At 61.5% G+C, this 18,759-nt stretch carries 20 protein-coding genes and 1 other RNA gene; 18 read left to right on the forward strand and 3 right to left on the reverse strand.

What is annotated here, in order from left to right:
• Positions 1 to 140 precede the first annotated feature (140 nt).
• The 12 genes from BTO32_RS13170 to BTO32_RS13225 all read left to right on the forward strand — a co-directional run bounded on the left by BTO32_RS13170 (position 141) and on the right by BTO32_RS13225 (position 10,544).
• Positions 141 to 1,691 carry a 2-isopropylmalate synthase gene (locus BTO32_RS13170; RefSeq protein WP_076725113.1) on the forward strand — a complete coding sequence of 517 codons (1,551 nt, stop codon included), beginning with the start codon at positions 141 to 143 and terminating at the stop codon, positions 1,689 to 1,691.
• Positions 1,692 to 1,706: 15 nt separating this feature from the next.
• On the forward strand, positions 1,707 to 2,519 hold the full coding sequence (locus BTO32_RS13175) for a hypothetical protein (RefSeq protein WP_076725114.1): 813 nt from the start codon (positions 1,707 to 1,709) through the stop codon (positions 2,517 to 2,519).
• Positions 2,519 to 3,031 carry a ribosomal protein S18-alanine N-acetyltransferase gene (gene rimI / locus BTO32_RS13180; protein ID WP_076725396.1) on the forward strand — a complete coding sequence of 171 codons (513 nt, stop codon included), beginning with the start codon at positions 2,519 to 2,521 and terminating at the stop codon, positions 3,029 to 3,031. The genes BTO32_RS13175 and rimI overlap by 1 nt, the downstream gene beginning before the upstream one ends.
• 44 nt (positions 3,032 to 3,075) lie before the next feature.
• Positions 3,076 to 4,656, forward strand: a complete 1,581-nt coding sequence (gene prfC, locus BTO32_RS13185; RefSeq protein ID WP_076725115.1) for a peptide chain release factor 3 — start codon at positions 3,076 to 3,078, stop codon at positions 4,654 to 4,656.
• A 15-nt stretch (positions 4,657 to 4,671) separates the two neighbouring features.
• On the forward strand, positions 4,672 to 5,475 hold the full coding sequence (locus BTO32_RS13190) for a TatD family hydrolase (protein WP_076725116.1): 804 nt from the start codon (positions 4,672 to 4,674) through the stop codon (positions 5,473 to 5,475).
• A 196-nt stretch (positions 5,476 to 5,671) separates the two neighbouring features.
• Positions 5,672 to 6,100 carry a 50S ribosomal protein L13 gene (gene rplM, locus BTO32_RS13195; protein WP_076725117.1) on the forward strand — a complete coding sequence of 143 codons (429 nt, stop codon included), beginning with the start codon at positions 5,672 to 5,674 and terminating at the stop codon, positions 6,098 to 6,100.
• 12 nt (positions 6,101 to 6,112) lie between these two features.
• Positions 6,113 to 6,505 carry a 30S ribosomal protein S9 gene (gene rpsI, locus BTO32_RS13200; protein ID WP_076725118.1) on the forward strand — a complete coding sequence of 131 codons (393 nt, stop codon included), beginning with the start codon at positions 6,113 to 6,115 and terminating at the stop codon, positions 6,503 to 6,505.
• 239 nt (positions 6,506 to 6,744) lie between these two features.
• A complete protein-coding gene (gene petA / locus BTO32_RS13205; protein WP_076725119.1) occupies positions 6,745 to 7,338 on the forward strand; it encodes a ubiquinol-cytochrome c reductase iron-sulfur subunit in 594 nt (197 codons plus the stop codon).
• On the forward strand, positions 7,338 to 8,570 hold the full coding sequence (locus tag BTO32_RS13210) for a cytochrome b (RefSeq protein WP_076725120.1): 1,233 nt from the start codon (positions 7,338 to 7,340) through the stop codon (positions 8,568 to 8,570). The genes petA and BTO32_RS13210 overlap by 1 nt, the downstream gene beginning before the upstream one ends.
• Entirely contained in the window at positions 8,570 to 9,325 is a 756-nt protein-coding gene (locus BTO32_RS13215) for a cytochrome c1 (RefSeq protein WP_076725121.1), read from the forward strand. Before BTO32_RS13210 ends, BTO32_RS13215 begins: the two co-directional genes overlap by 1 nt.
• Before the next feature lie 111 nt (positions 9,326 to 9,436).
• Positions 9,437 to 10,066, forward strand: a complete 630-nt coding sequence (sspA, locus tag BTO32_RS13220) for a stringent starvation protein SspA (protein WP_076725122.1) — start codon at positions 9,437 to 9,439, stop codon at positions 10,064 to 10,066.
• 58 nt (positions 10,067 to 10,124) lie between these two features.
• Positions 10,125 to 10,544, forward strand: coding sequence for a ClpXP protease specificity-enhancing factor (locus tag BTO32_RS13225; RefSeq protein WP_217904786.1), 420 nt, complete (start codon positions 10,125 to 10,127; stop codon positions 10,542 to 10,544).
• A 31-nt stretch (positions 10,545 to 10,575) separates the two neighbouring features.
• Here BTO32_RS13225 and BTO32_RS13230 read toward each other — a convergent pair whose 3' ends face one another.
• The 3 genes from BTO32_RS13230 to BTO32_RS13240 are packed head-to-tail and all read right to left on the reverse strand — an operon-like array spanning position 10,576 to position 13,393.
• Positions 10,576 to 11,166, reverse strand: coding sequence for a D-sedoheptulose-7-phosphate isomerase (locus BTO32_RS13230; protein ID WP_076725124.1), 591 nt, complete (start codon positions 11,164 to 11,166; stop codon positions 10,576 to 10,578).
• 8 nt (positions 11,167 to 11,174) lie between these two features.
• A complete protein-coding gene (locus BTO32_RS13235; protein WP_076725125.1) occupies positions 11,175 to 11,540 on the reverse strand; it encodes a YraN family protein in 366 nt (121 codons plus the stop codon).
• A 14-nt stretch (positions 11,541 to 11,554) separates the two neighbouring features.
• A complete protein-coding gene (locus BTO32_RS13240; RefSeq protein ID WP_076725126.1) occupies positions 11,555 to 13,393 on the reverse strand; it encodes a penicillin-binding protein activator in 1,839 nt (612 codons plus the stop codon).
• 136 nt (positions 13,394 to 13,529) lie between these two features.
• On the opposite strand from BTO32_RS13240, the gene rsmI reads away from it, so the two are divergent.
• The 6 genes from rsmI to BTO32_RS13270 all read left to right on the forward strand — a co-directional run bounded on the left by rsmI (position 13,530) and on the right by BTO32_RS13270 (position 18,759).
• Positions 13,530 to 14,438, forward strand: a complete 909-nt coding sequence (rsmI, locus tag BTO32_RS13245) for a 16S rRNA (cytidine(1402)-2'-O)-methyltransferase (RefSeq protein ID WP_076725127.1) — start codon at positions 13,530 to 13,532, stop codon at positions 14,436 to 14,438.
• 41 nt (positions 14,439 to 14,479) lie between these two features.
• Positions 14,480 to 14,832: RNase P RNA component class A (gene rnpB, locus BTO32_RS13250), an RNA gene on the forward strand.
• A 306-nt stretch (positions 14,833 to 15,138) separates the two neighbouring features.
• Positions 15,139 to 15,591 carry a division/cell wall cluster transcriptional repressor MraZ gene (mraZ, locus tag BTO32_RS13255; RefSeq protein ID WP_076725128.1) on the forward strand — a complete coding sequence of 151 codons (453 nt, stop codon included), beginning with the start codon at positions 15,139 to 15,141 and terminating at the stop codon, positions 15,589 to 15,591.
• On the forward strand, positions 15,588 to 16,571 hold the full coding sequence (gene rsmH, locus BTO32_RS13260; RefSeq protein WP_076725129.1) for a 16S rRNA (cytosine(1402)-N(4))-methyltransferase RsmH: 984 nt from the start codon (positions 15,588 to 15,590) through the stop codon (positions 16,569 to 16,571). The genes mraZ and rsmH overlap by 4 nt, the downstream gene beginning before the upstream one ends.
• A gap of 2 nt (positions 16,572 to 16,573) precedes the next feature.
• Positions 16,574 to 16,978, forward strand: coding sequence for a cell division protein FtsL (gene ftsL, locus BTO32_RS13265; RefSeq protein WP_076725130.1), 405 nt, complete (start codon positions 16,574 to 16,576; stop codon positions 16,976 to 16,978).
• A gap of 92 nt (positions 16,979 to 17,070) precedes the next feature.
• Positions 17,071 to 18,759 carry a peptidoglycan D,D-transpeptidase FtsI family protein gene (locus BTO32_RS13270; protein WP_245820339.1) on the forward strand — a complete coding sequence of 563 codons (1,689 nt, stop codon included), beginning with the start codon at positions 17,071 to 17,073 and terminating at the stop codon, positions 18,757 to 18,759.

Genomic DNA, 18,759 nt, shown 5'->3' on the forward strand with positions numbered 1-18,759 from the left:
TGGCATGGCCCATGCGAGAGTAGGTCATCGTCAGGCTCCTAATCAACAAGCCCCGACAGCGTATGCTGCCGGGGCTTTTTTCGTTGGTTTCGGTGATATACTGGTCCGACACGTAACCACAACCCTGATGAGGCGCTCCGATGTCCGCAACCGACCACCTCGTGATTTTCGACACCACCCTGCGCGACGGTGAGCAGAGTCCCGGTGCAACGATGAACAAGGCCGAGAAGCTCCGTATCGCCAAAGTGCTGGAGAAGCTTCGAGTGGATGTCATTGAAGCGGGGTTTGCGATCGCCAGCCAGGGCGATTTCGAGGCGGTGAAGAGCATCGCCGAGAACATCAGGGAATCCACCGTATGCAGCCTTGCCCGGGCGCTCGACAAGGATATCGACCGCGCCGCCGAGGCCATTCGCCCAGCGGAACGGGGGCGTATTCACACCTTCATTGCCACCTCGCCCATTCACATGAAATACAAGCTGCAGATGGAGCCGGAGGCGGTGATTGAGCAAGCGGTCCGGGCGGTCAAGCGTGCTCGTGGACACGTGGATGATGTTGAGTTTTCCTGCGAGGATGCGGGGCGCTCCGAACTCGACTTCCTGTGCCGAATCATCGAGGCGGCAATCGCCGCCGGTGCTCGGACCATTAACATTCCCGACACCGTGGGCTATGCCATTCCGGAGCAGTTCGGTGACACCATCCGACAAATCATGACCCGGGTGCCCAACGCTGACCAAGCGATTTTCTCGGTACACTGCCATAACGATCTGGGCCTTGCCGTAGCCAACTCCTTGGCGGCGGTGGTTCAGGGTGCCCGGCAGGTGGAGTGCACGATCAACGGTCTGGGCGAGCGCGCGGGCAACGCTTCCCTGGAGGAAATCGTGATGGCCGTTCGTACCCGTCAGGACCTGTTCCATCTCGATACCCGCATCGATACCCGCCACATTGTTCCTGCGTCCCGGCTGGTTTCCACCATCACTGGTTTTCCGGTTCAGCCTAACAAGGCCATCGTCGGGGCCAACGCCTTTGCCCACGAGTCCGGCATCCATCAGGATGGCGTGCTCAAGCATCGCGAGACCTATGAAATCATGCGCGCCGAAGATGTCGGTTGGCATACCAACAGCCTGGTGTTGGGTAAGCACTCCGGCCGCAACGCCTTTCGCACCCGGCTGCTGGAACTGGGTATTCAGTTTGAAACCGAAACCGAACTCAATGAAGCCTTCGCGCGTTTCAAGGCGCTGGCCGATCTCAAGCATGAAATCTTTGACGAGGACCTCCAGGCAATTGCCAGTGACACCCGACAGAAAGAAGAAGCAGGCCGCTACGGTTTGGTGTGCATGCGGGTATGCTCTGAAACCGGCGTGGTACCGAGATCCAGCATCACCATGACCGTCGACGGCAAGGAGCATACGGTGGAGGCTGAAGGCAGCGGTCCGGTGGATGCCACCTTCAAGGCCATTGAGTCCCTGGTGGATTCCGGCTGCACGCTGCAGCTCTATTCGGTCAATGCCATCACCAGCGGGACCGATGCTCAGGGCGAAGTTACGGTGCGTCTGGAGCGGGGAGGGCGAATCGTCAATGGTGTCGGTGCGGACACGGACATCATCATTGCCTCCGCCAAGGCGTATATCGAAGCCCTCAACCTCATAAGCCGGGAGGGCATTCGGCAGCATCCGCAAATCGCGGATGTCTGAGGCGGTGGCACGGCTATGGTACTGACCGAAGCAGAGCGCCAGTTCTATTTGGGGGTCGCGGGTATCCGGATGTGGTATGCACGCGAGCCCCTGGCCGGCGCGGCTCCGAGTCCGGAATTCCAGTTTCCGGCGGAGACCGAGGTCCGGCCCTGGTTGGAGTCGGCGCCTTCCGACTTGCCAGAGCCTGCACCCGCTCAAACCCGGGGTGCGGCTGCCGTTCGTGTTGCCGACCTGCAGTCGCTGGTGACGGAAGGGAAGCGCGCAGCGAACCGAGTCATGAAACCGTCCCCGGCAGCCTTGGACTCGGGGAAAACCGGGCGTGTGTCGGAGCCGGCGCGCCCCGAGCCGGAACGTGCGCCGGTGCCGGATGCCAGCACTGAAGCCGGCACGCTGGCACCCACCCAGCCCCTGCAGCTTCAGCTCTGGCTCGGAGAGCGCTTTGCATTGCTGGCCAAGCTGTCGGATGAGACCAGTCTCCGGCTGCAGGAAACCCTGGCCGTCAACATTCTGGCAAGCCTGGGGGAAGAGGCGCCCGAGGGGCATGGACCGGTGCATTGGCCGGTGTTCAATAACCCGCTGGTACCCGGTTGCCAGGTCGAGGACCTGGTTGCAATTGTGGGCAGCCTGCTCGAGCCGGTATCCGGACGCCGGTTGCTGTTATTGGGACTCCCGGAATGGTCCGATGGTGGCCAGGGGGGGCACTGGCTGGCCCGGGCCGGAAACTGGAGCCCCTCGCTGGTCTTCCCCCATTCCCTGGCCGAGCTTGCCGGGCAGCCGGCCCTGAAACGCGCCCTGTGGCAACGTTTGAAACCCTTGGTCGCGTGCTGATGTCGGGGGGGGGTTGCTATCGGGATGTGGCCGCGACCGGCTTGGCCATTCGTCCACTGAGCTTGGCCGACTTGCCCCGGGTGCTCGAAATCGAGCGTCTGGCGTATTCCCATCCCTGGTCGGAAGGTGTATTTCAGGACTGTTTCAAGGACAGTTACCGGTGTTGGGCTCTGTCGGAGGAGCTGGGCCTGGTGGGATATGCCATCGTCAACTATTTGGTGGACGAAGCACATCTGCTGAATCTGTGTGTTGCTCCCGACAAGCGCCGGCTCGGCGGAGGCCGTTGCTTGCTTCGTCATGTGCTGGCCCGGGCCCGGGCCGAAGGCATGGTGCAGGTTCTGCTGGAGGTCCGGGAGAGCAATGACGCGGCGTACCGCCTGTATCGACAGGAGGGGTTCCGGGAAATCGGGCGGCGCAAGGGCTATTATCCGGCGGCATCCGGCCGCGAGGATGCGCGGGTAATGGCCCTGTCCCTGGATTCCTGTTCACTGCCCGGTGCCTGCCCCCTATAATACCGGGTTTCGCAAATCCGCAGACCTAGAGTTCCATTCTGATTATGTCCAATCTTTCCCAGGAAGTGGCCAAACGCCGGACGTTTGCCATCATCTCACACCCGGATGCGGGTAAGACCACGATTACCGAAAAAGTGCTGCTGTTTGGCCAGGCCATTCAGAAGGCCGGCACGGTCAAGGGCAAGAAGTCCGGCCAGCATGCCAAGTCGGACTGGATGGAAATGGAAAAGGAACGGGGGATTTCCGTTACCACTTCGGTGATGCAGTTTCCTTATGGCGGTGCGCTGGTCAATCTGCTGGATACGCCGGGCCACGAGGACTTTTCCGAAGACACCTACCGGACCCTGACGGCGGTGGACTCCTGCCTGATGGTGATTGACAGTGCCAAGGGGGTCGAGGAGCGGACCATCAAGCTGATGGACGTCACTCGTCTGCGGGACACGCCGATCCTGACGTTCATGAACAAGCTGGATCGCGATACCCGGGATCCGATCGAGCTGATGGACGAAGTCGAGGAGGTGCTGAAGATTGCCTGTGCCCCGATCACCTGGCCGATCGGCATGGGTAAGAATTTCAAGGGGGTCTATCACCTGCTGCGGGACGAGGTCATCCTTTATCAGTCCGGCCAGGGCCACACCATTCAGGAAAAGCGGGTGGTGGCCGGGCTCGACAACCCACAGCTGGACGAGGTGCTGGGCAGCTATGCGGCGGATCTGCGCGATGAGATAGAGCTGGTCAAGGGGGCCTCTCATGAGTTTGACCGGGATGCGTTCCTGGCTGGCCGGCTGACTCCGGTGTTTTTCGGGACCGCGCTTGGTAACTTCGGGGTCGACCACATGCTGGACGGCCTGGTCGAGTGGGCGCCGGCGCCTCAGGCGCGGGAGACCGATGTCCGCCGGGTCGAGCCGACGGAAGCCGGGTTTTCCGGGTTCGTGTTCAAGATTCAGGCGAATATGGATCCCCAGCACCGCGACCGCATTGCCTTCCTGAGGATCGTTTCCGGGAAATACCAGCAGGGAATGAAGGCCCGCCACGTCCGCCTGGGTAAGGAGGTCCGTTTCGCCGATGCGCTGACATTTATGGCGGGAGACCGGGAGCACGCCGAGGAAGCCTACGCCGGTGACATCATCGGGCTGCACAATCATGGCACCATTCAGTTAGGGGATACGTTTACCGCTGGCGAGGACATGAAGTTCACCGGTATTCCCAACTTCGCGCCGGAGCTGTTCCGCCGGATTCGCCTGAAGGATCCGCTGAAGGCGAAACAGCTGCAGAAAGGCCTGATCCAGCTGTCTGAAGAGGGGGCAGTCCAGGTGTTCCGCCCGCTCAAGAACAACGACCTGATTGTTGGGGCTGTGGGGGTGTTGCAGTTTGATGTGGTGGTGAGCCGCCTGAAAAGCGAATACAAAGTCGATGCGGTTTACGAGCCGATCCATGTGGCGACTGCCCGCTGGGTAACCTGTGATGACGCCCGCAAGCTTGACGAATTCGCCCGCAAGAACAACGACTACTTGGCTCTGGACGGGGCTGACCGGTTGGCCTACATCGCGCCGACCATGGTCAACCTGAGTCTGGCCCAGGAGCGTTACCCTGAGGTACGCTTTCACAAGACGCGGGAGCACTGACGGGAGGGGCCAGCCATGCAGCTGGTGGATGCCCACTGCCATTTCGACGTTCCCCATTTCGAGGGGACCCGGGCGCGGGAGCTGGCAAAGGCCCGGGCACAGGGTGTCGTTGCCATTGTGTTGGCCGGCGTCCGTCGAGCGGATTGGGACCGGGTGCAGTCGGTGGCGGAGTCGCTTCCGGGCGCTTGGTATTGCCTGGGTATCCACCCCTGGTTCGTACAGGAGCATGAGCCGGGTGACCTGGCCATTCTGGAACAGCGGCTGTGTCGCCGCCCGGCGCGTTGTGTCGGACTGGGGGAGTGTGGTCTGGACCGGCTTCGGGGCGATCTGGCCGAACAGGAGCCCTGGTTCGAACAGCAGGTGGTGCTGGCCGCCCGTCTTCGGCTTCCCCTGGTCATCCACTCGGTGAAGGCCCATGATCAGGTGGCTGCGGTTCTGCGCCGGCGGCACTGGTCCGGTCAGGCTCTGGTGCATGGCTTCGCCGGCAGCTACCAGCAGGCGTGCCGGCTGGTGGGCCTGGGGTGTCGCATCGGTGTGGGGGGCGTGATCACCCACCCGCGGGCCCACAAAACCCGGGACGCCATCGCCCGCCTGCCCGTCGACGCACTGGTTCTGGAGACGGATGCCCCCGACATGGCGCCGGCCGGTGTCGAACGGGGGCAAAATTCGCCCGCCCGGCTGCCGAAGATTCTGGCGGCCCTGGCCGAGCTGCGGGGGGAATCTGCCGAAGCCCTGGCACCACGGCTGCTGGACAATGCCTGTGAACTCTATGGCTGGCAACGACAGGACCTGGGGCTTCCGGACGATATAGGGGAATGACGAAGCCCCCGCTGGCGGGGTTGGCTTTCGTCGGGTCTTCGAGTATACTTCGCGCCCTGGCTTTTCAAGGCGATGTCACTATCTCAGCCCCGAATGGTGCCACTGCCGACAAAAAATGGTGCGAACCGCCTCCGGACGCCAAGCGTTGGCCGGTGGTGGTTTTTAACGTTTATTTTTAGCGTTCAAGGCGGAATCAATGAAGACTCTGAGTGCGAAACCAGAAACTGTAAAACGTGACTGGTACGTTGTAGACGCAGCCGGCAAGACGCTGGGCCGTCTGTCAACAGAAATCGCCCGTCGTCTGCGGGGCAAGCATAAGCCTGAGTACACCCCTCACGTGGACACCGGTGACTACATTGTCGTAATCAACGCCAGTCAGGTGAAGGTGACCGGCAAGAAAGCATCTGCAAAGATGTACTACAGCCATACCGGCTTCCCGGGCGGAATCAAGTCCATCAGCTTCGAAAAGCTGGTTGACAAGGCTCCCGAGCAAATCATCCAGAAGGCCGTTAAGGGCATGCTCCCGAAAGGCCCGCTCGGCCGTGCCATGTTCAAGAAGCTGAAAGTATACGCAGGCGCTGAGCATCCTCACGCAGCCCAGCAGCCCAAAGAACTCGACATTTAACGGAAGGCGGATATGTCTGTAGCACAAAATTACGGTACTGGTCGCCGCAAAACCTCCACGGCTCGGGTTTTCATCAAGCCGGGAAGCGGTAACATCACTATCAATGGTCGTTCCATCGATGACTTCTTCGGTCGCGAAACCCTGCGGATGATCGTGCGTCAGCCGCTGGTGGTCGCCGAGTCCACGGATCGCTTTGACATCAGCATCACCGTCAAGGGTGGTGGCATCAGTGGCCAGGCCGGCGCCATCCGTCACGGTCTGACCCGTGCCCTGATGGACTACGATGAGACCCTGCGTCCGGCGCTGCGCAAGGCCGGTTACGTGACCCGCGACGCTCGTAAGGTTGAGCGTAAAAAAGTGGGTCTGCGCAAGGCGCGGAAGCGTCCGCAGTACTCCAAGCGTTGATCCTGGTTTCAGGATGGAAAAACCCGGCCCATGGCCGGGTTTTTTTATGCCCGGCGCCGGGTGGGGCAAATTTGATCTGGAGCAGGCCCGCGCCTTGCCGGGCGGCTTTCCGACTTGTAAGCCCTTAGCAATTTAATTACCATTTGGGCGCTTATATTTTTGGGTTGTGAAGTCCTTTTAAGATGCACATTGCCGGCTTTTGGGCGGGCTGTGACATCGCCTGATGGGAGAAAACCATAATGAGTAATGGCGACGTGAGCCAAGGCCGGCGCCGGTTCCTGATCGGCGCTACGTCCGTGGTGGGTGGAGTCGGCGTCGTCGGTGCAGCTGTCCCGTTCGTGGCATCCTGGAATCCCAGTGCCAAGGCGGAAGCAGCAGGTGCACCGGTAACCGTCAACATCAGCAAGATTGAGCCAGGCCAGCAAGTGACCGTCGAGTGGCGAGGCAAGCCGGTCTGGATCATCCGCCGTACCCCGGAAATGCTGGAAAACATCAAGAAACTGAGCGAGCGAGTGAAAGACCCCGAGTCGGAATCTCCTCAGCAGCCGCCCTATATCGAAGGTGAGTTCCGGGCCCTGAACCCGGAGTACGGCGTCTATATTGGCCTGTGCACCCATCTGGGTTGTGTACCCACCTACCGCCCTGAAGTGGCGCCGGCCGATCTCGGCGAGAACTGGCTGGGAGGCCTGTTCTGTCCGTGCCACGGTTCTCGCTATGACCTGGCGGGCCGGGTATTCCAGGCGCAGCCCGCTCCCCTGAACCTTGAGGTGCCGCCGTATCGTTTCGATGACGACTCGACCCTCACGATTGGTCTTGATCCGGAGGCTGCGTAATGCAAAAACTGATTCAGTGGGTAGACGAGCGTCTGCCGATCGTTGACGCCTGGAACAAACACCTGGCCAAGTATTACGCGCCGAAGAACTTCAACGTGTGGTACTTCTTTGGCTCTCTGGCCATGCTGGTGCTGGTGAACCAGCTGGTAACCGGCATTTGGCTCACCATGAGTTACAACCCGTCCTCAGAAGGTGCCTTCGCCTCCGTTGAATACATCATGCGTGACGTGGAGTGGGGTTGGCTGCTGCGCTACCTGCATTCCACCGGCGCATCCGCTTTCTTCATCGTGGTGTACCTGCACATGTTCCGTGGTCTGATGTATGGCTCCTATCAGAAGCCGCGGGAACTGATCTGGATCTTCGGTATGCTGATCTACCTGGTCCTGATGGCGGAAGCCTTCATGGGCTACCTGCTGCCGTGGGGGCAGATGTCCTACTGGGGGGCCCAGGTTATCGTCAACCTGTTCGGTGCCATCCCAGTGATTGGTGACGACTTGTCGCTGTGGATTCGTGGCGACTACCTGATCTCCGGCATTACCTTGAACCGCTTCTTTGCGCTGCATGTGGTGGCCCTGCCGATCGTGCTGCTTGGTTTGGTGGTCCTGCACATTCTGGCCCTGCACGAGGTGGGTTCCAACAACCCAGACGGTATCGAGATCAAGAAGAACAAGGACGAGAATGGCATCCCTAAAGATGGCATCCCGTTCCACCCCTACTACACCGTGCATGATCTGCTGGGTGTGGCTGTGTTCTTCTTCGTGTTCTTCCTGGTCGTGTTCTTCTTCCCGGAAATGGGCGGCCTGTTCCTTGAGAAGCCCAACTTCGAACCGGCCAACGCGCTGAAAACGCCCGCGCATATTGCTCCGGTCTGGTACTTCACGCCCTTCTACGCCATGCTGCGCGCAGTGACTGTCGACCTCTTCGGCCTGCCAGCCAAGTTCTGGGGCGTGGTGGTGATGGGCGGCGCCATTGCCATCCTGTTCGTGCTGCCATGGCTTGATCGCAGCCCGGTGCGCTCCATTCGCTACAAGGGCTGGCTGAGCCGGATTGCCTTGGTACTGTTCGCGATCAGTTTCGTCATCCTGGGCTATCTTGGCCTGGTTCCGGCGACCGAGGGGCGCACCATGGTCGCCCAGATCCTGACCGTAGTGTACTTCCTCTACTTCATTCTGATGCCGTTCTATACGCGCATTGAGAAAACCAAGCCAGTACCAGAGAGGGTGACAGGATAATGAGAAAGCTGATTTTTGGTCTTTTCATCGCAGTCCTGCCAGCACTCGGGCTGGCAGCCGGTGGCACTGTTCCTCTGGACCATATCGAGACAGACCACTCCGATAAGGCTTCACTGCAGCGTGGTGCGGCTCTTTTCACCAACTACTGCATGGGTTGCCACTCTCTGGAGTATGCCCGCTACAAGAGGGTGGCAGAGGATCTGGAGATTCCGGAAGACCTGTACAAGGAAAATCTGATTTTCACCGGTGCCAAGATCGGTGAGCTGATGAAGAATGCCATGAACAAGGAAATGGCTGCAGGCTGGTTCGGTGCGCCGCCACCTGATCTGACGCTGGAGTCGCGCCTGCGTGGTGAATCCTGGATCTACTCCTATCTGCGCGGATTCTACCAGGACGATACCCGCCCGTTGGGGGTTAACAATGTCGTGTTCCCTAATGTGGGTATGCCCCACGTGCTGGTTGACCTGCAGGGTCTGTGTGCAGTTGAGCCGAACATCGGTGTCAAGGCGACCGTGGAGCCGCTCAGCGGCAATGTGAAAAACGGTGAGCTGTGCCCGCAGTACGCGCTTGAGGGCTCCATGACCGAGGCGGAGTTCGATCAGGCCATGTATGACCTGACCAACTTCCTCTCCTACATGGGGGATCCGGTGAAGGAAGAGCGGGAGCGTCTGGGGATCTTCGTACTGATCTTCGTGGCGATCTTCTTTATCTTCGCCTACCTGCTCAATCGTGAGTACTGGAAAGACGTACATTAAGAAATAGGATATAATCCCGTTTCTTATGAAAGCTCCAGCGGGCCTCGAGGCCCGCTGGATTTTTGCGTTTGTTCAGGGTTATTTCGGTTTGTTTACTCGTGAGGTAGTTCTATGGGCGTTGTGACCAAGCGGTCATCAATGACGTTTTTCTCCGATCCGGCCAGCCACTACAGCCATCGAGTTCGCATCGTTCTCGCCGAGAAAGGCGTGACCGTTGATATCGTCGACGTGGACCCCGACAATCCGCCCGAGGAACTGGCGGACCTCAACCCCTATAATGCCTTGCCGACACTGGTGGACCGGGATCTGGTGCTCTATGAGCCCAACATCATGATGGAATACCTGGATGAGCGTTTCCCGCATCCGCCGCTGCTGCCGGTGTATCCGGTTGCCCGGGCCAACAGTCGTCTGATGATTCACCGGATTCAGCGTGACTGGTGTGGTCTGGTGGACCAGATCCTGGCCCAGCCCAACGCAAAAGCCTCCGAGTCCGCCCGCAAGGAACTGAAGGAGAGCCTGCTGGCGACCGCGCCGGTGTTTGCCGAAATGCCGTATTTCCTGTCGGAAGAGTTCACGATTGTTGATTGCTGCATCGCTCCCATTCTCTGGCGGTTGCCTGCGCTGGGCATCGAGCTGACTGAAAAGCAGGCGAAGCCTATCCTTAAATACATGGACAACATCTTCGGCCGGGAAAGCTTCAAGGCAAGCCTCTCGGATCTGGAAGAGGATATCCGCAGCTGAACTTCCGGAATCCCGTCACCGGGGGAGGAGACAGGCAGTGGCAGAGAGTAAAATCGCCATGACATCCAGCCGGCCCTATCTGGTTCGCGCCTTCAACGAATGGATCCTGGATAACGACTGCACGCCGTATATCGTTGTTGATGCCGGCGTTCAGGGCGTTCAGGTGCCGGCCGAGCATGTAGCGAACGGTCAGATCGTGCTCAACATCAGCCCGGGCGCGGTTCGCGGGCTGGTTATCGGCAACAGCGCGCTGGAATTCAGTGCCCGCTTCGGCGGTGTGCCGATGCAGGTATTCATCCCGCTCCAGGCCGTTATGGCCATCTACGCGAAGGAGAACGGGGAAGGCATGGTCTTCGGCAGCGAGCCTGGAACGCCGGATCCCGGTGGTCCGGGGTCCAGGGAGCGGGACGTAGGGCGCAATGCCGGCGTGCCCGAGGAACGCCCATCCGGGCGGCCCACCCTGAAAGTGGTCAAGTAGAAAAAATGCCAGGGATATCCCTGGCATTTTTTTATCCTCCGAACAGCTTGGCGTCCACCAGTCGGCACAGCATGTTAACGATCAGCAACAGCAATGGGGCCGCATCCGATGGGGGGAGGTTGCTGAGGGCGATTTCATGATCTTCCGGGTGCAGCAGGGAGGTGATGTCTGATTTCTCCCGGGCACTGAGCACCACCACCTGCATTTCCCGATCGTGAGCGGCCTGAATGGCCTGGATCAAGTTGGCCTTGTGGCCATCGTCTACGATCACGAACAGCAGGTCGCCCGGTTTCCCCAGTGCCCGGACCTGGCGTGAGAAGGTATCGTTAAACCGGTTGTCCCGGCAGATGGCGGAATAGGTGGTGGCGTCGGCTCCCAGATTGATGGCCGGGAGGGCCGGCCGGTCATGCTCCAGGCGGTTGAGCAGAGTGGTGCAGAAGTACTGAGCCAGGATGTTGGCGCTGCCATTGGCGCAGGTGATGATCTTGCCGTCCTGGAGCAGGGCCTGGACGAATGCGTCGGCTACCGGTTCGATCGGGCTCACCACCGTGGACGCTGCCTGGGCGGTCTGTTCCATGTGCGTGGCAAACCACTGACTGATTTGCTGTTCGGTCTCTGTCATCTTGCCTGTTACTCTGCCTGGATAGCGTTCTTGATCCACTGTACCCGGTACTTTTTGGCGGTGCCGGGCATTATACCTACGACATCGATACGGCTGGGCTGGTTCCACAGGCCGTGGCGATGAAGGTAGTAGGAAACGGCGCGAACAAGCGTCCGTGTCTTGCTGCGGGTTATGGAATCCAATGGGCTGGTCAGGCTTCCGGCGCCGCGGAAGCGAACTTCGAAAAATACCAGCGTGTCACCGTCCCTGCCAATCAGGTCAATTTCGCCACCCCGGTTGTAGACGTTGCGGGCAATGATGCTCACGCCCCGGCTTTGCAAGTAGCGGGCGGCTACGCCTTCGTAGTGGTTTCCGAGCTCCCGTTTGCCTTCCATGGCGTTTGGGCTGTCTAGTCCGTTGCCGCCGGCTCCTCCGGCGTCGGGGTGAGCAGCTTCGGTCGCCCATTTTCAAATCGGGCCCAGAGCTGCTCCCGGTGCACGCGGCCGTCCGGAGTCATGGTGAGGCGCCCGGTCTGACCGTCGATGGCGGCGCCGTCGACTTGTCGCAGCAGGGGGAGGCGTTTGCTCAGCTGCCAGGCATCGGCACCCATGGCGAACAGGCGCCCCAACTGGCCGTGGGTGCCGCTGAGATGGGCTTGGGCTTGCCGCCGCAAGGCATCCTGCTCCGCCAACACCCAGGGGATGTCGGTGAAGGTGACGCCGTTCAGGTCTCGGTCCCGGGCCGGGTTGGGGGTGCCCTCGTAAACAATGGACGGAGCGTAGACCGGCAAGTCGCCGCCGAAATAGAAGGCGAACAGCGGCTTGAACTGGCGGGCCACCGTCGGTTCGGCCACCATGACGATGGCGTCGGCATCCTGGCGGCGCCTGGGCTCGAATTCAACATTCACTCCGATCGTGCGCTCCACCTGGATCGCACGCTCCCGTGAGGCGGTGATGCCCAACACGTCGGCGGTCACCGTGCGCAGATTGTCTTCCCGGAAGAATCGCTCGACATCGAGAGCCGCGCCACCGTCCTCGCGCAGGCGGGAGAGAAGGGCCTTCTCCACCCGGTCTCCCCAGTCGCCCCGGGGGATGAGCACCAGAACCTGATTCAGGTGTTCCTGGGACAGGCGGTCGGCAATCTGGCGGGCTTCGTCCTCGGCGGAGAGTCCGTACTGATACAACCCCTCTGGTGCCACGGTGCCTTCTGGCAGGTAATTCAGGCCGAGCACCGGAACCGGTAGCGTATTCATGCCGGCGACGGCCGACAAGGCCTCCTTTTCAAGGGGGCCGACAATCAGATCGAAGTCCTGGCTGGCCAGTTCGCTGTAGAGACTGGCGAACGAACGGGTGGCCGTATTGAACACCCGGATGTCTGTTTTGCTCCGGTCCGCGGAGGCGTCCAGATAGTACGCCGCGAGGAAGCCGTCGCGAATGGCCTTGCCTGCACTGGCGAAGGCGCCATCCAGGGGGAGGGCCAGGGCGATTTTTTCCGGCCGGCTGGCGGCCAGTCCCGCGATCAGCTGCAACTCCGAGGGCAACACCTGGGCGGCGGGATGCCCGGGCCAGTGGTTCTGCCAGCGCCGGATTATTCGTCCCTGGTCGTCCAGGCTTAGGCCGGGCTGCCGTAATTGGGCCGCCAACTCCAGCCAGCCCTGGGACTCGTAGCCGATGGCCTGGCTACTGGCCTCGGCCAGACGGGGCTCCGGCACCCGCTTGAGGGCTTGCCAGATTTGATCGTGCAGGGCCTGAACGTCGGCCTCCGGATCGGCCTGGGCCAACAGAATCAGGGTCTGTGCACCGTCCAGGGGACGACCGGCCAGGGTATAGGTCTGTGCCTGGAGGTTGGCTGCCCGGGCCATCAAGTCACCGGGGTAACCCGTGAAGGTATCGGGTGACATCTGTGCCGCCAGTTCCCCGGCCCAGCCGGCATCGTCCAGCGCCACCGCGCTGGCCATGGACAGCAGCCACGCCTGCAGGCGCACGGTGTCGACCGGTGACTGTAGCTGGCTGCTGCGCAGCACGGTGCGGGCGGCGACGTGATTGCCTTGTTCCTGGAACCGGCTTGCCATGCGCAGCAGATAGCGTTGAGCCGCTTCGCGGTCGCTTTCCTGGGCGGCCACGTCCAGAGCCTCCGCCGGCGACTGGGCAATGTGGGATTGCAAGTTGACGTTGGCGCACCCGGAAATCAGCAGGAACGCCAGGGACAGGCAGGCCAGGGCATGGGGCCTGTATGACTTTTTCATCATGGCAAGCTCGACGTACTTCGGATGGTTGGGCTTGTGGCGTCGCGTTAACGGTGGCAAGTTTAACAGTTCCCGGGGCATTTCACATGACGTTCGTGTCACTCGCTCCGGCTTTCCCAAACCCTGATATGGAGCCTGGATGTCCGAACACGATCACGAACAGTCGGCCGTGACGGGCGCTGCCACCGCGGCTGGCGCCGGCACCCTGTACATCGTCGCAACGCCGATCGGCAATCTGGATGACCTGTCTGCCCGAGCCGGTCGAATTCTGGCGGCCGCGGACTTGGTTGTCGCGGAGGATACCCGCCGTACCGGCCAGCTGTTGCAACATCTGGGGGTTCGCAAATCCATGCTGGCCCTGCACGATCATAACGAGCGGGACCGGGTACCGCGGGTGCTGGCGGAATTGCGAGCAGGCCGGAACCTGGCGCTGGTATCGGATGCCGGCACGCCCTTGATTTCAGACCCCGGTTATGTGGTGGTCCGTGAAGCTAGGGCCGCTGGGATTGCCGTGGTCCCGGTGCCGGGGCCCTGCGCCTTGGTGGCGGCCCTGAGTGCGGCCGGGCTTCCGACCGACCGCTTCCTGTTCGCCGGTTTCCTGCCGGCCAAGCGGGCCGGGCGCCGCGCTGAACTGGAGTCGTTACGGCGCGAGGCCGCGACGCTGGTGTTCTATGAGTCGCCCCATCGAATTCTGGAAACGCTGGACGATATCCTTTCGGTCATGGGCGAAACCCGAGAGTTGGTGGTGGCGCGGGAGCTGACGAAAACGTTCGAAACCTTCTACGCGGGCCCGGTGGCGCAAGTCCGGGCGTGTCTGGCCGGGGACCCGAATGCAACGCGGGGTGAGTTTGTGCTGGTGCTGCGGGGCGCGGACCCGGAGTCGGCGGGTGCCGGTGCCGACGGACTGGATGTGGATCGCATGTTGCGCCTGCTGATGGCGGAGCTGCCGGTGAAAACGGTGGCGAAGATCGTGGCGGAGGCCACGGGTTTGGCCAAAAACGCGCTGTATCAGCGGGCGCTTGCCCTGAAAGGGGCGGAGTCGGAGTGACGGAGCTTGCAACCGCGCCGCCGGCGGAGTATTGTCTCGGCCGAGCTCGCCAGACAGTCGCCGCCGGTGGTTTACCGGGGGAGGAAAGTCCGGGCTCCGCAGGGCAAGGTGCCAGGTAACGCCTGGGCGGCGTGAGCCGACGGAAAGTGCAACAGAAAGTATACCGCCTAAGCGCCCACGGGCGCCGGTAAGGGTGAAATGGTGCGGTAAGAGCGCACCGCATGGCTGGTAACAGTCCATGGCGATGGTAAACCCCACCTGGAGCAAGACCAAATAGGAGTCCAATGGCGTGGCCCGCGCTGGACTCGGGTAGGTTGCTTGAGGCCTGTGGTGACGCAGGTCCTAGATGAATGACTGTCCTCGACAGAACCCGGCTTATCGGCGGGCTCAATTTCCCCATCTCTCCCTGCCTGTAGGTGTTGGTACCTATAGGCGGTCGGTTATAGCCAAAAAATCTTAGACCTCACTTTCTGTCTTCAGAACTTATTGCAGGTAGTTGATTTTTCTTCTTTTCTTTTCCGTAATCTGCGTTTCTTGGTAAGTCTTCGCGTGTAACCCCTTGTCATTAAAGGAAGTTTTTCCAGTGCGACGCAGTTTGCGGCGCTTGCATTGTCTATTGCGTGTTTCTATAGTGTGCATAAGTGGGAAAAAGTGGTTTCTAGTGGTTTTTTGTGGTTTCCGGCACCCAGAGACAGCGTAAATGGGCAATTTTCTCGGCAGTCATGCCATCAACATGGATGCGAAGGGACGCGTCGCGATCCCGGCCAAGGTCCGCGAGGAACTCTCGCAGATCTGCAGCGGGCGCATTGTGTTGACGGCCAACGCCGACGAGGAGCGCTGCCTGTTGCTGTATCCGGAACCCGAGTGGGAAACGCTGAGGCCGAAGATTGAGGCTCTGCCCAACATGAATCGGGCGGCGCGCCGCCTGCAGCGTCTGTTGTTGGGAAACGCGGCGCCCATGGAGCTGGACTCTGCGGGACGCATCCTGATACCGCCGCCCCTGCGCAGCTACGCGCATCTGGAAAAGAAGCTGATGCTGATCGGGCAAGGCAAAAAACTGGAACTGTGGAGCGAAGAGCGTTGGTATGCATGGCTGGACGAGTCCAGTGGCGATGACGAGATGCCGCCGGAGATGGAGGCGTTGTCACTATGATGGCCGGAGCTGACGATCGGGGGGCTTCGGCGTTTCCCCACCGTTCCGTGTTGCTGGACGCGTCCGTCGAGGCGTTGGTCCGAAAACCGGATGGCCGGTACATCGACGGCACCTTCGGCCGTGGTGGCCACAGCCGTCTGATCCTCGGGCGCCTGGGTGCGCAGGGCCGGTTGCTGGCGTTCGACAAGGACCCGGACGCCATTCGCGAAGCCGAGGCGCTGGCGGCCGAAGACGCGCGCTTTTCCTGGTTTCACGGCTCCTTTGCCGAGATCGCCCTGGCCATGGCGCGACGGGGCTGGGCGTCGGTGGACGGGGTGTTGCTGGATTTGGGGGTGTCGTCACCCCAGCTGGATGACCCCGCCCGTGGCTTCAGCTTCATGCGGGACGGCCCGCTCGACATGAGAATGGACCCCCGGCAGTCGCCCAGTGCCGCGGAGTGGCTGGCGACGGCGGAGGAGCAGGACATCGCGGACGTGATCTGGCGATACGGCGAGGAGAAGTTTTCCCGGCGTATCGCCCGGTTGCTTGTGGAACGCCGCCAGGAGGCGCCCATCGAAACCACGCGCCAGCTCGCGGAACTGGTATCGGAAGCTGTGCCCAGGAAGGAGCGCCACAAACATCCGGCGACCCGGACGTTTCAGGCGATCCGGATCTTCATCAATCGCGAGCTCGAAGACCTTGAAGTGTGTCTCCGGGCTGCCGCGGAGCGGTTGGCGCCCGGTGGCCGGCTGGTGGTGATCAGCTTTCATTCGTTGGAAGACCGGCTGGTCAAGCGTTTCATGAGGGACCTGGCCCGAGGGCCAAAGTTGCCGAGGGGCGTGCCGGTGACGGCGGATCAGGAACGGTCGGATTTCCGGTTGGTGGGCCGGGCCAACCGGGCCGATGAGCATGAAGTGAACGAGAACATCCGGGCGCGCAGCGCCGTCATGCGGGTGTTGGAACGAATCGAACGAACAGACTCAGAGCAGGGGAGCGCGTAACCATGGGCGCGGTAGTGATCGAGCGGCCGGCCAAGACGGCCAGGCTCAACAAGCAGAGAGTGCGCGACGGCGTCGCAACCGCGGTCCGGCTTTCCCGCCAGGTCTTCGAGGCGACCCGTCGCAGGGAGGTTCTGGTGTCCCTGGGGCTGGTGGGTGTGTTGCTTGCCTCGTCGGTGGGCGTGGTGGTGGCGGCCCATGAAAACCGGACTCTGTTCAACACGCTTGCGGAACTCCAGGGCGAACGGGATCGCTATCAACGGGAATGGAGCCAGCTGCTGCTGGAGCAAAGTGCCCTGAGCGCGCACGGCCGGGTGGAGAAACTGGCTGCGGAGCGTCTTGGCATGGTGGTGCCGGGGCGCGAGGACATCGTGCTGGTGCCCCTGATGTCGCCAGTGGCAAGCCGTTGATTCGATAACAACAAACGACAGACATTGTCAGGGTGGCCGACTTGTCCGATCACGGAGCACAGTCAAAGTGGCGTCGCAGGCTTGCCGCCGGCATGAAGGCCTGGCGGTTTGGCTCCGTGCTGGGCGCGTTTTTGCTGGTGGTCGGTGTATTGGGCTGGCGCCTGGTTGACCTCCAGGTGGTCGATAAGGACTTTCTCCGCAAGCAGGGGGATGTCCGGACCATACGGGTGGAAACGATCGACGCCCATCGCGGCGTGATTCTGGATCGCCACGGTGAACCGCTGGCGGTCAGTACACCGGTCCAGACCGTCTGGGCCAATCCCTCGGAAATGGATCCGGATGAGCCCCGCCTGGCCAACCTCGCGCGTTTGCTGGACCTGAACGAAGCCCGGCTGCGCGAGCGCCTACGTTCCTACGCCTCCCGGGAGTTCATTTATCTGCGCCGTAAAATTCAGCCGTCGCTGGCACGCCAGGTGATGGACCTGAACATCGCCGGTGTCTACAGTCGCCAGGAGTATCGCCGCTATTATCCCGCCGGTGAGGTGACGGCCCATGTGGTCGGCTTCACCAACATCGACGAGCATGGCCAGGAAGGCATTGAGCTGGCCTACGACCAGTGGCTGTCCGGGGAGCCCGGCCGCAAGCGTGTGCTCAAGGACAACCGGGGCCGGGTCATCAAGGACCTGACTCTGATCCGCGACGCCCAGCCGGGGCATGATCTGTCGCTCAGTATTGATCTGCGCCTGCAGTACCTCGCCTATCGCGAGTTGAAAGCGGTGGTCAGCGCCCATCATGCTCATGGCGGTACGCTGGTGATGCTGGATGTGGACACCGGTGAGGTCCTGGCCATGGTCAATCAGGGCTCCTACAACCCGAACGACCGCAGCCAGCTGGCGCCGGAAAATCTTCGCAACAAGGCCCTCACCGACCTGTTCGAACCGGGCTCCACCATGAAGCCCGTCAGCATGGCCGCCGCCCTCGAGTCCGGGCGCTATCCGGTCAACACCACCATCGACACCTCGCCGGGCTACCGCCGGTTCGGTCGGTTCACGATCCGGGATCACCGCAACTATGGCGTTTTGTCGTTGACCGACATCATCGTCAAGTCCAGTAACGTTGGCATCAGTAAGATCGCCACCGAGCTGGGTGGCGATCTGATCCGCGACCTGTACGCCCGCATGGGCTTCGGCCAGCCCACCGGTGTCGGTTTCCCCGGCGAGGCGGTGGGGGTGCTGCCGGCGCCGCCGAAGTGGCGGCCGGTGGAAGAGGCCACCATGTCTTATGGCTACGGAATGAGTGTCAACGCGTTGCAGTTGGCCCAGGCGTACATGGTCCTGGCCAATGGCGGCATCCGCTACCCGCTCAGCCTGATCAAGGTGGACGAGCCACCGGTGGGGGAACGGGTACTGTCGGAGAAGGTCACATATCAGGTGCGTGAAATGCTACGGCAAGTGGTGGAACGGGGTACCGGAACCCGGGCGCGCCCGGGCTTCTATTCGGCTGGCGGCAAAACCGGAACCGTTCACCTGGTGGGCTCCCATGGCTATGAAGACAGCCAGTACAAGGCGATCTTCGCCGGCATGGCGCCGATCGAGGACCCGAGAATCGTGACGGTGGTGGCCGTGGACGCGCCTCAGTCCGGTGAATACTACGGCGGCGAAGTGGCTGCTCCGGTATTTGCCCGGGTCATGAGCGACGCCCTGAGATTGCTCAACGTGAAGCCGGAGCTGGACGTGTCCGGGTCCGGCGAGGCCCCGGGTTCGGTCGGGGCGAGGGGGTAA

It is taken from the genome of Marinobacter lutaoensis (genome assembly GCF_001981305.1).
GTDB classification, from domain to species: Bacteria; Pseudomonadota; Gammaproteobacteria; order Pseudomonadales; family Oleiphilaceae; genus Marinobacter; species Marinobacter lutaoensis.

Excerpts from the sequence above, each read along its gene's own strand:
- BTO32_RS13170 (WP_076725113.1), top strand. The coding sequence starts at position 141 with ATGTCCGCAACCGACCACCTCGTGATTTTCGACACCACCCTGCGCGAC.
- BTO32_RS13175 (WP_076725114.1), top strand. The coding sequence starts at position 1,707 with ATGGTACTGACCGAAGCAGAGCGCCAGTTCTATTTGGGGGTCGCGGGT.
- rimI (WP_076725396.1), top strand. The coding sequence starts at position 2,519 with ATGTCGGGGGGGGGTTGCTATCGGGATGTGGCCGCGACCGGCTTGGCC.
- prfC (WP_076725115.1), top strand. The coding sequence starts at position 3,076 with ATGTCCAATCTTTCCCAGGAAGTGGCCAAACGCCGGACGTTTGCCATC.
- BTO32_RS13190 (WP_076725116.1), top strand. The coding sequence starts at position 4,672 with ATGCAGCTGGTGGATGCCCACTGCCATTTCGACGTTCCCCATTTCGAG.
- rplM (WP_076725117.1), top strand. The coding sequence starts at position 5,672 with ATGAAGACTCTGAGTGCGAAACCAGAAACTGTAAAACGTGACTGGTAC.
- rpsI (WP_076725118.1), top strand. The coding sequence starts at position 6,113 with ATGTCTGTAGCACAAAATTACGGTACTGGTCGCCGCAAAACCTCCACG.
- petA (WP_076725119.1), top strand. The coding sequence starts at position 6,745 with ATGAGTAATGGCGACGTGAGCCAAGGCCGGCGCCGGTTCCTGATCGGC.
- BTO32_RS13210 (WP_076725120.1), top strand. The coding sequence starts at position 7,338 with ATGCAAAAACTGATTCAGTGGGTAGACGAGCGTCTGCCGATCGTTGAC.
- BTO32_RS13215 (WP_076725121.1), top strand. The coding sequence starts at position 8,570 with ATGAGAAAGCTGATTTTTGGTCTTTTCATCGCAGTCCTGCCAGCACTC.
- sspA (WP_076725122.1), top strand. The coding sequence starts at position 9,437 with ATGGGCGTTGTGACCAAGCGGTCATCAATGACGTTTTTCTCCGATCCG.
- BTO32_RS13225 (WP_217904786.1), top strand. The coding sequence starts at position 10,125 with ATGACATCCAGCCGGCCCTATCTGGTTCGCGCCTTCAACGAATGGATC.
- BTO32_RS13230 (WP_076725124.1), bottom strand. The coding sequence starts at position 11,166 with ATGACAGAGACCGAACAGCAAATCAGTCAGTGGTTTGCCACGCACATG.
- BTO32_RS13235 (WP_076725125.1), bottom strand. The coding sequence starts at position 11,540 with ATGGAAGGCAAACGGGAGCTCGGAAACCACTACGAAGGCGTAGCCGCC.
- BTO32_RS13240 (WP_076725126.1), bottom strand. The coding sequence starts at position 13,393 with ATGATGAAAAAGTCATACAGGCCCCATGCCCTGGCCTGCCTGTCCCTG.
- rsmI (WP_076725127.1), top strand. The coding sequence starts at position 13,530 with ATGTCCGAACACGATCACGAACAGTCGGCCGTGACGGGCGCTGCCACC.
- mraZ (WP_076725128.1), top strand. The coding sequence starts at position 15,139 with ATGGGCAATTTTCTCGGCAGTCATGCCATCAACATGGATGCGAAGGGA.
- rsmH (WP_076725129.1), top strand. The coding sequence starts at position 15,588 with ATGATGGCCGGAGCTGACGATCGGGGGGCTTCGGCGTTTCCCCACCGT.
- ftsL (WP_076725130.1), top strand. The coding sequence starts at position 16,574 with ATGGGCGCGGTAGTGATCGAGCGGCCGGCCAAGACGGCCAGGCTCAAC.
- BTO32_RS13270 (WP_245820339.1), top strand. The coding sequence starts at position 17,071 with ATGAAGGCCTGGCGGTTTGGCTCCGTGCTGGGCGCGTTTTTGCTGGTG.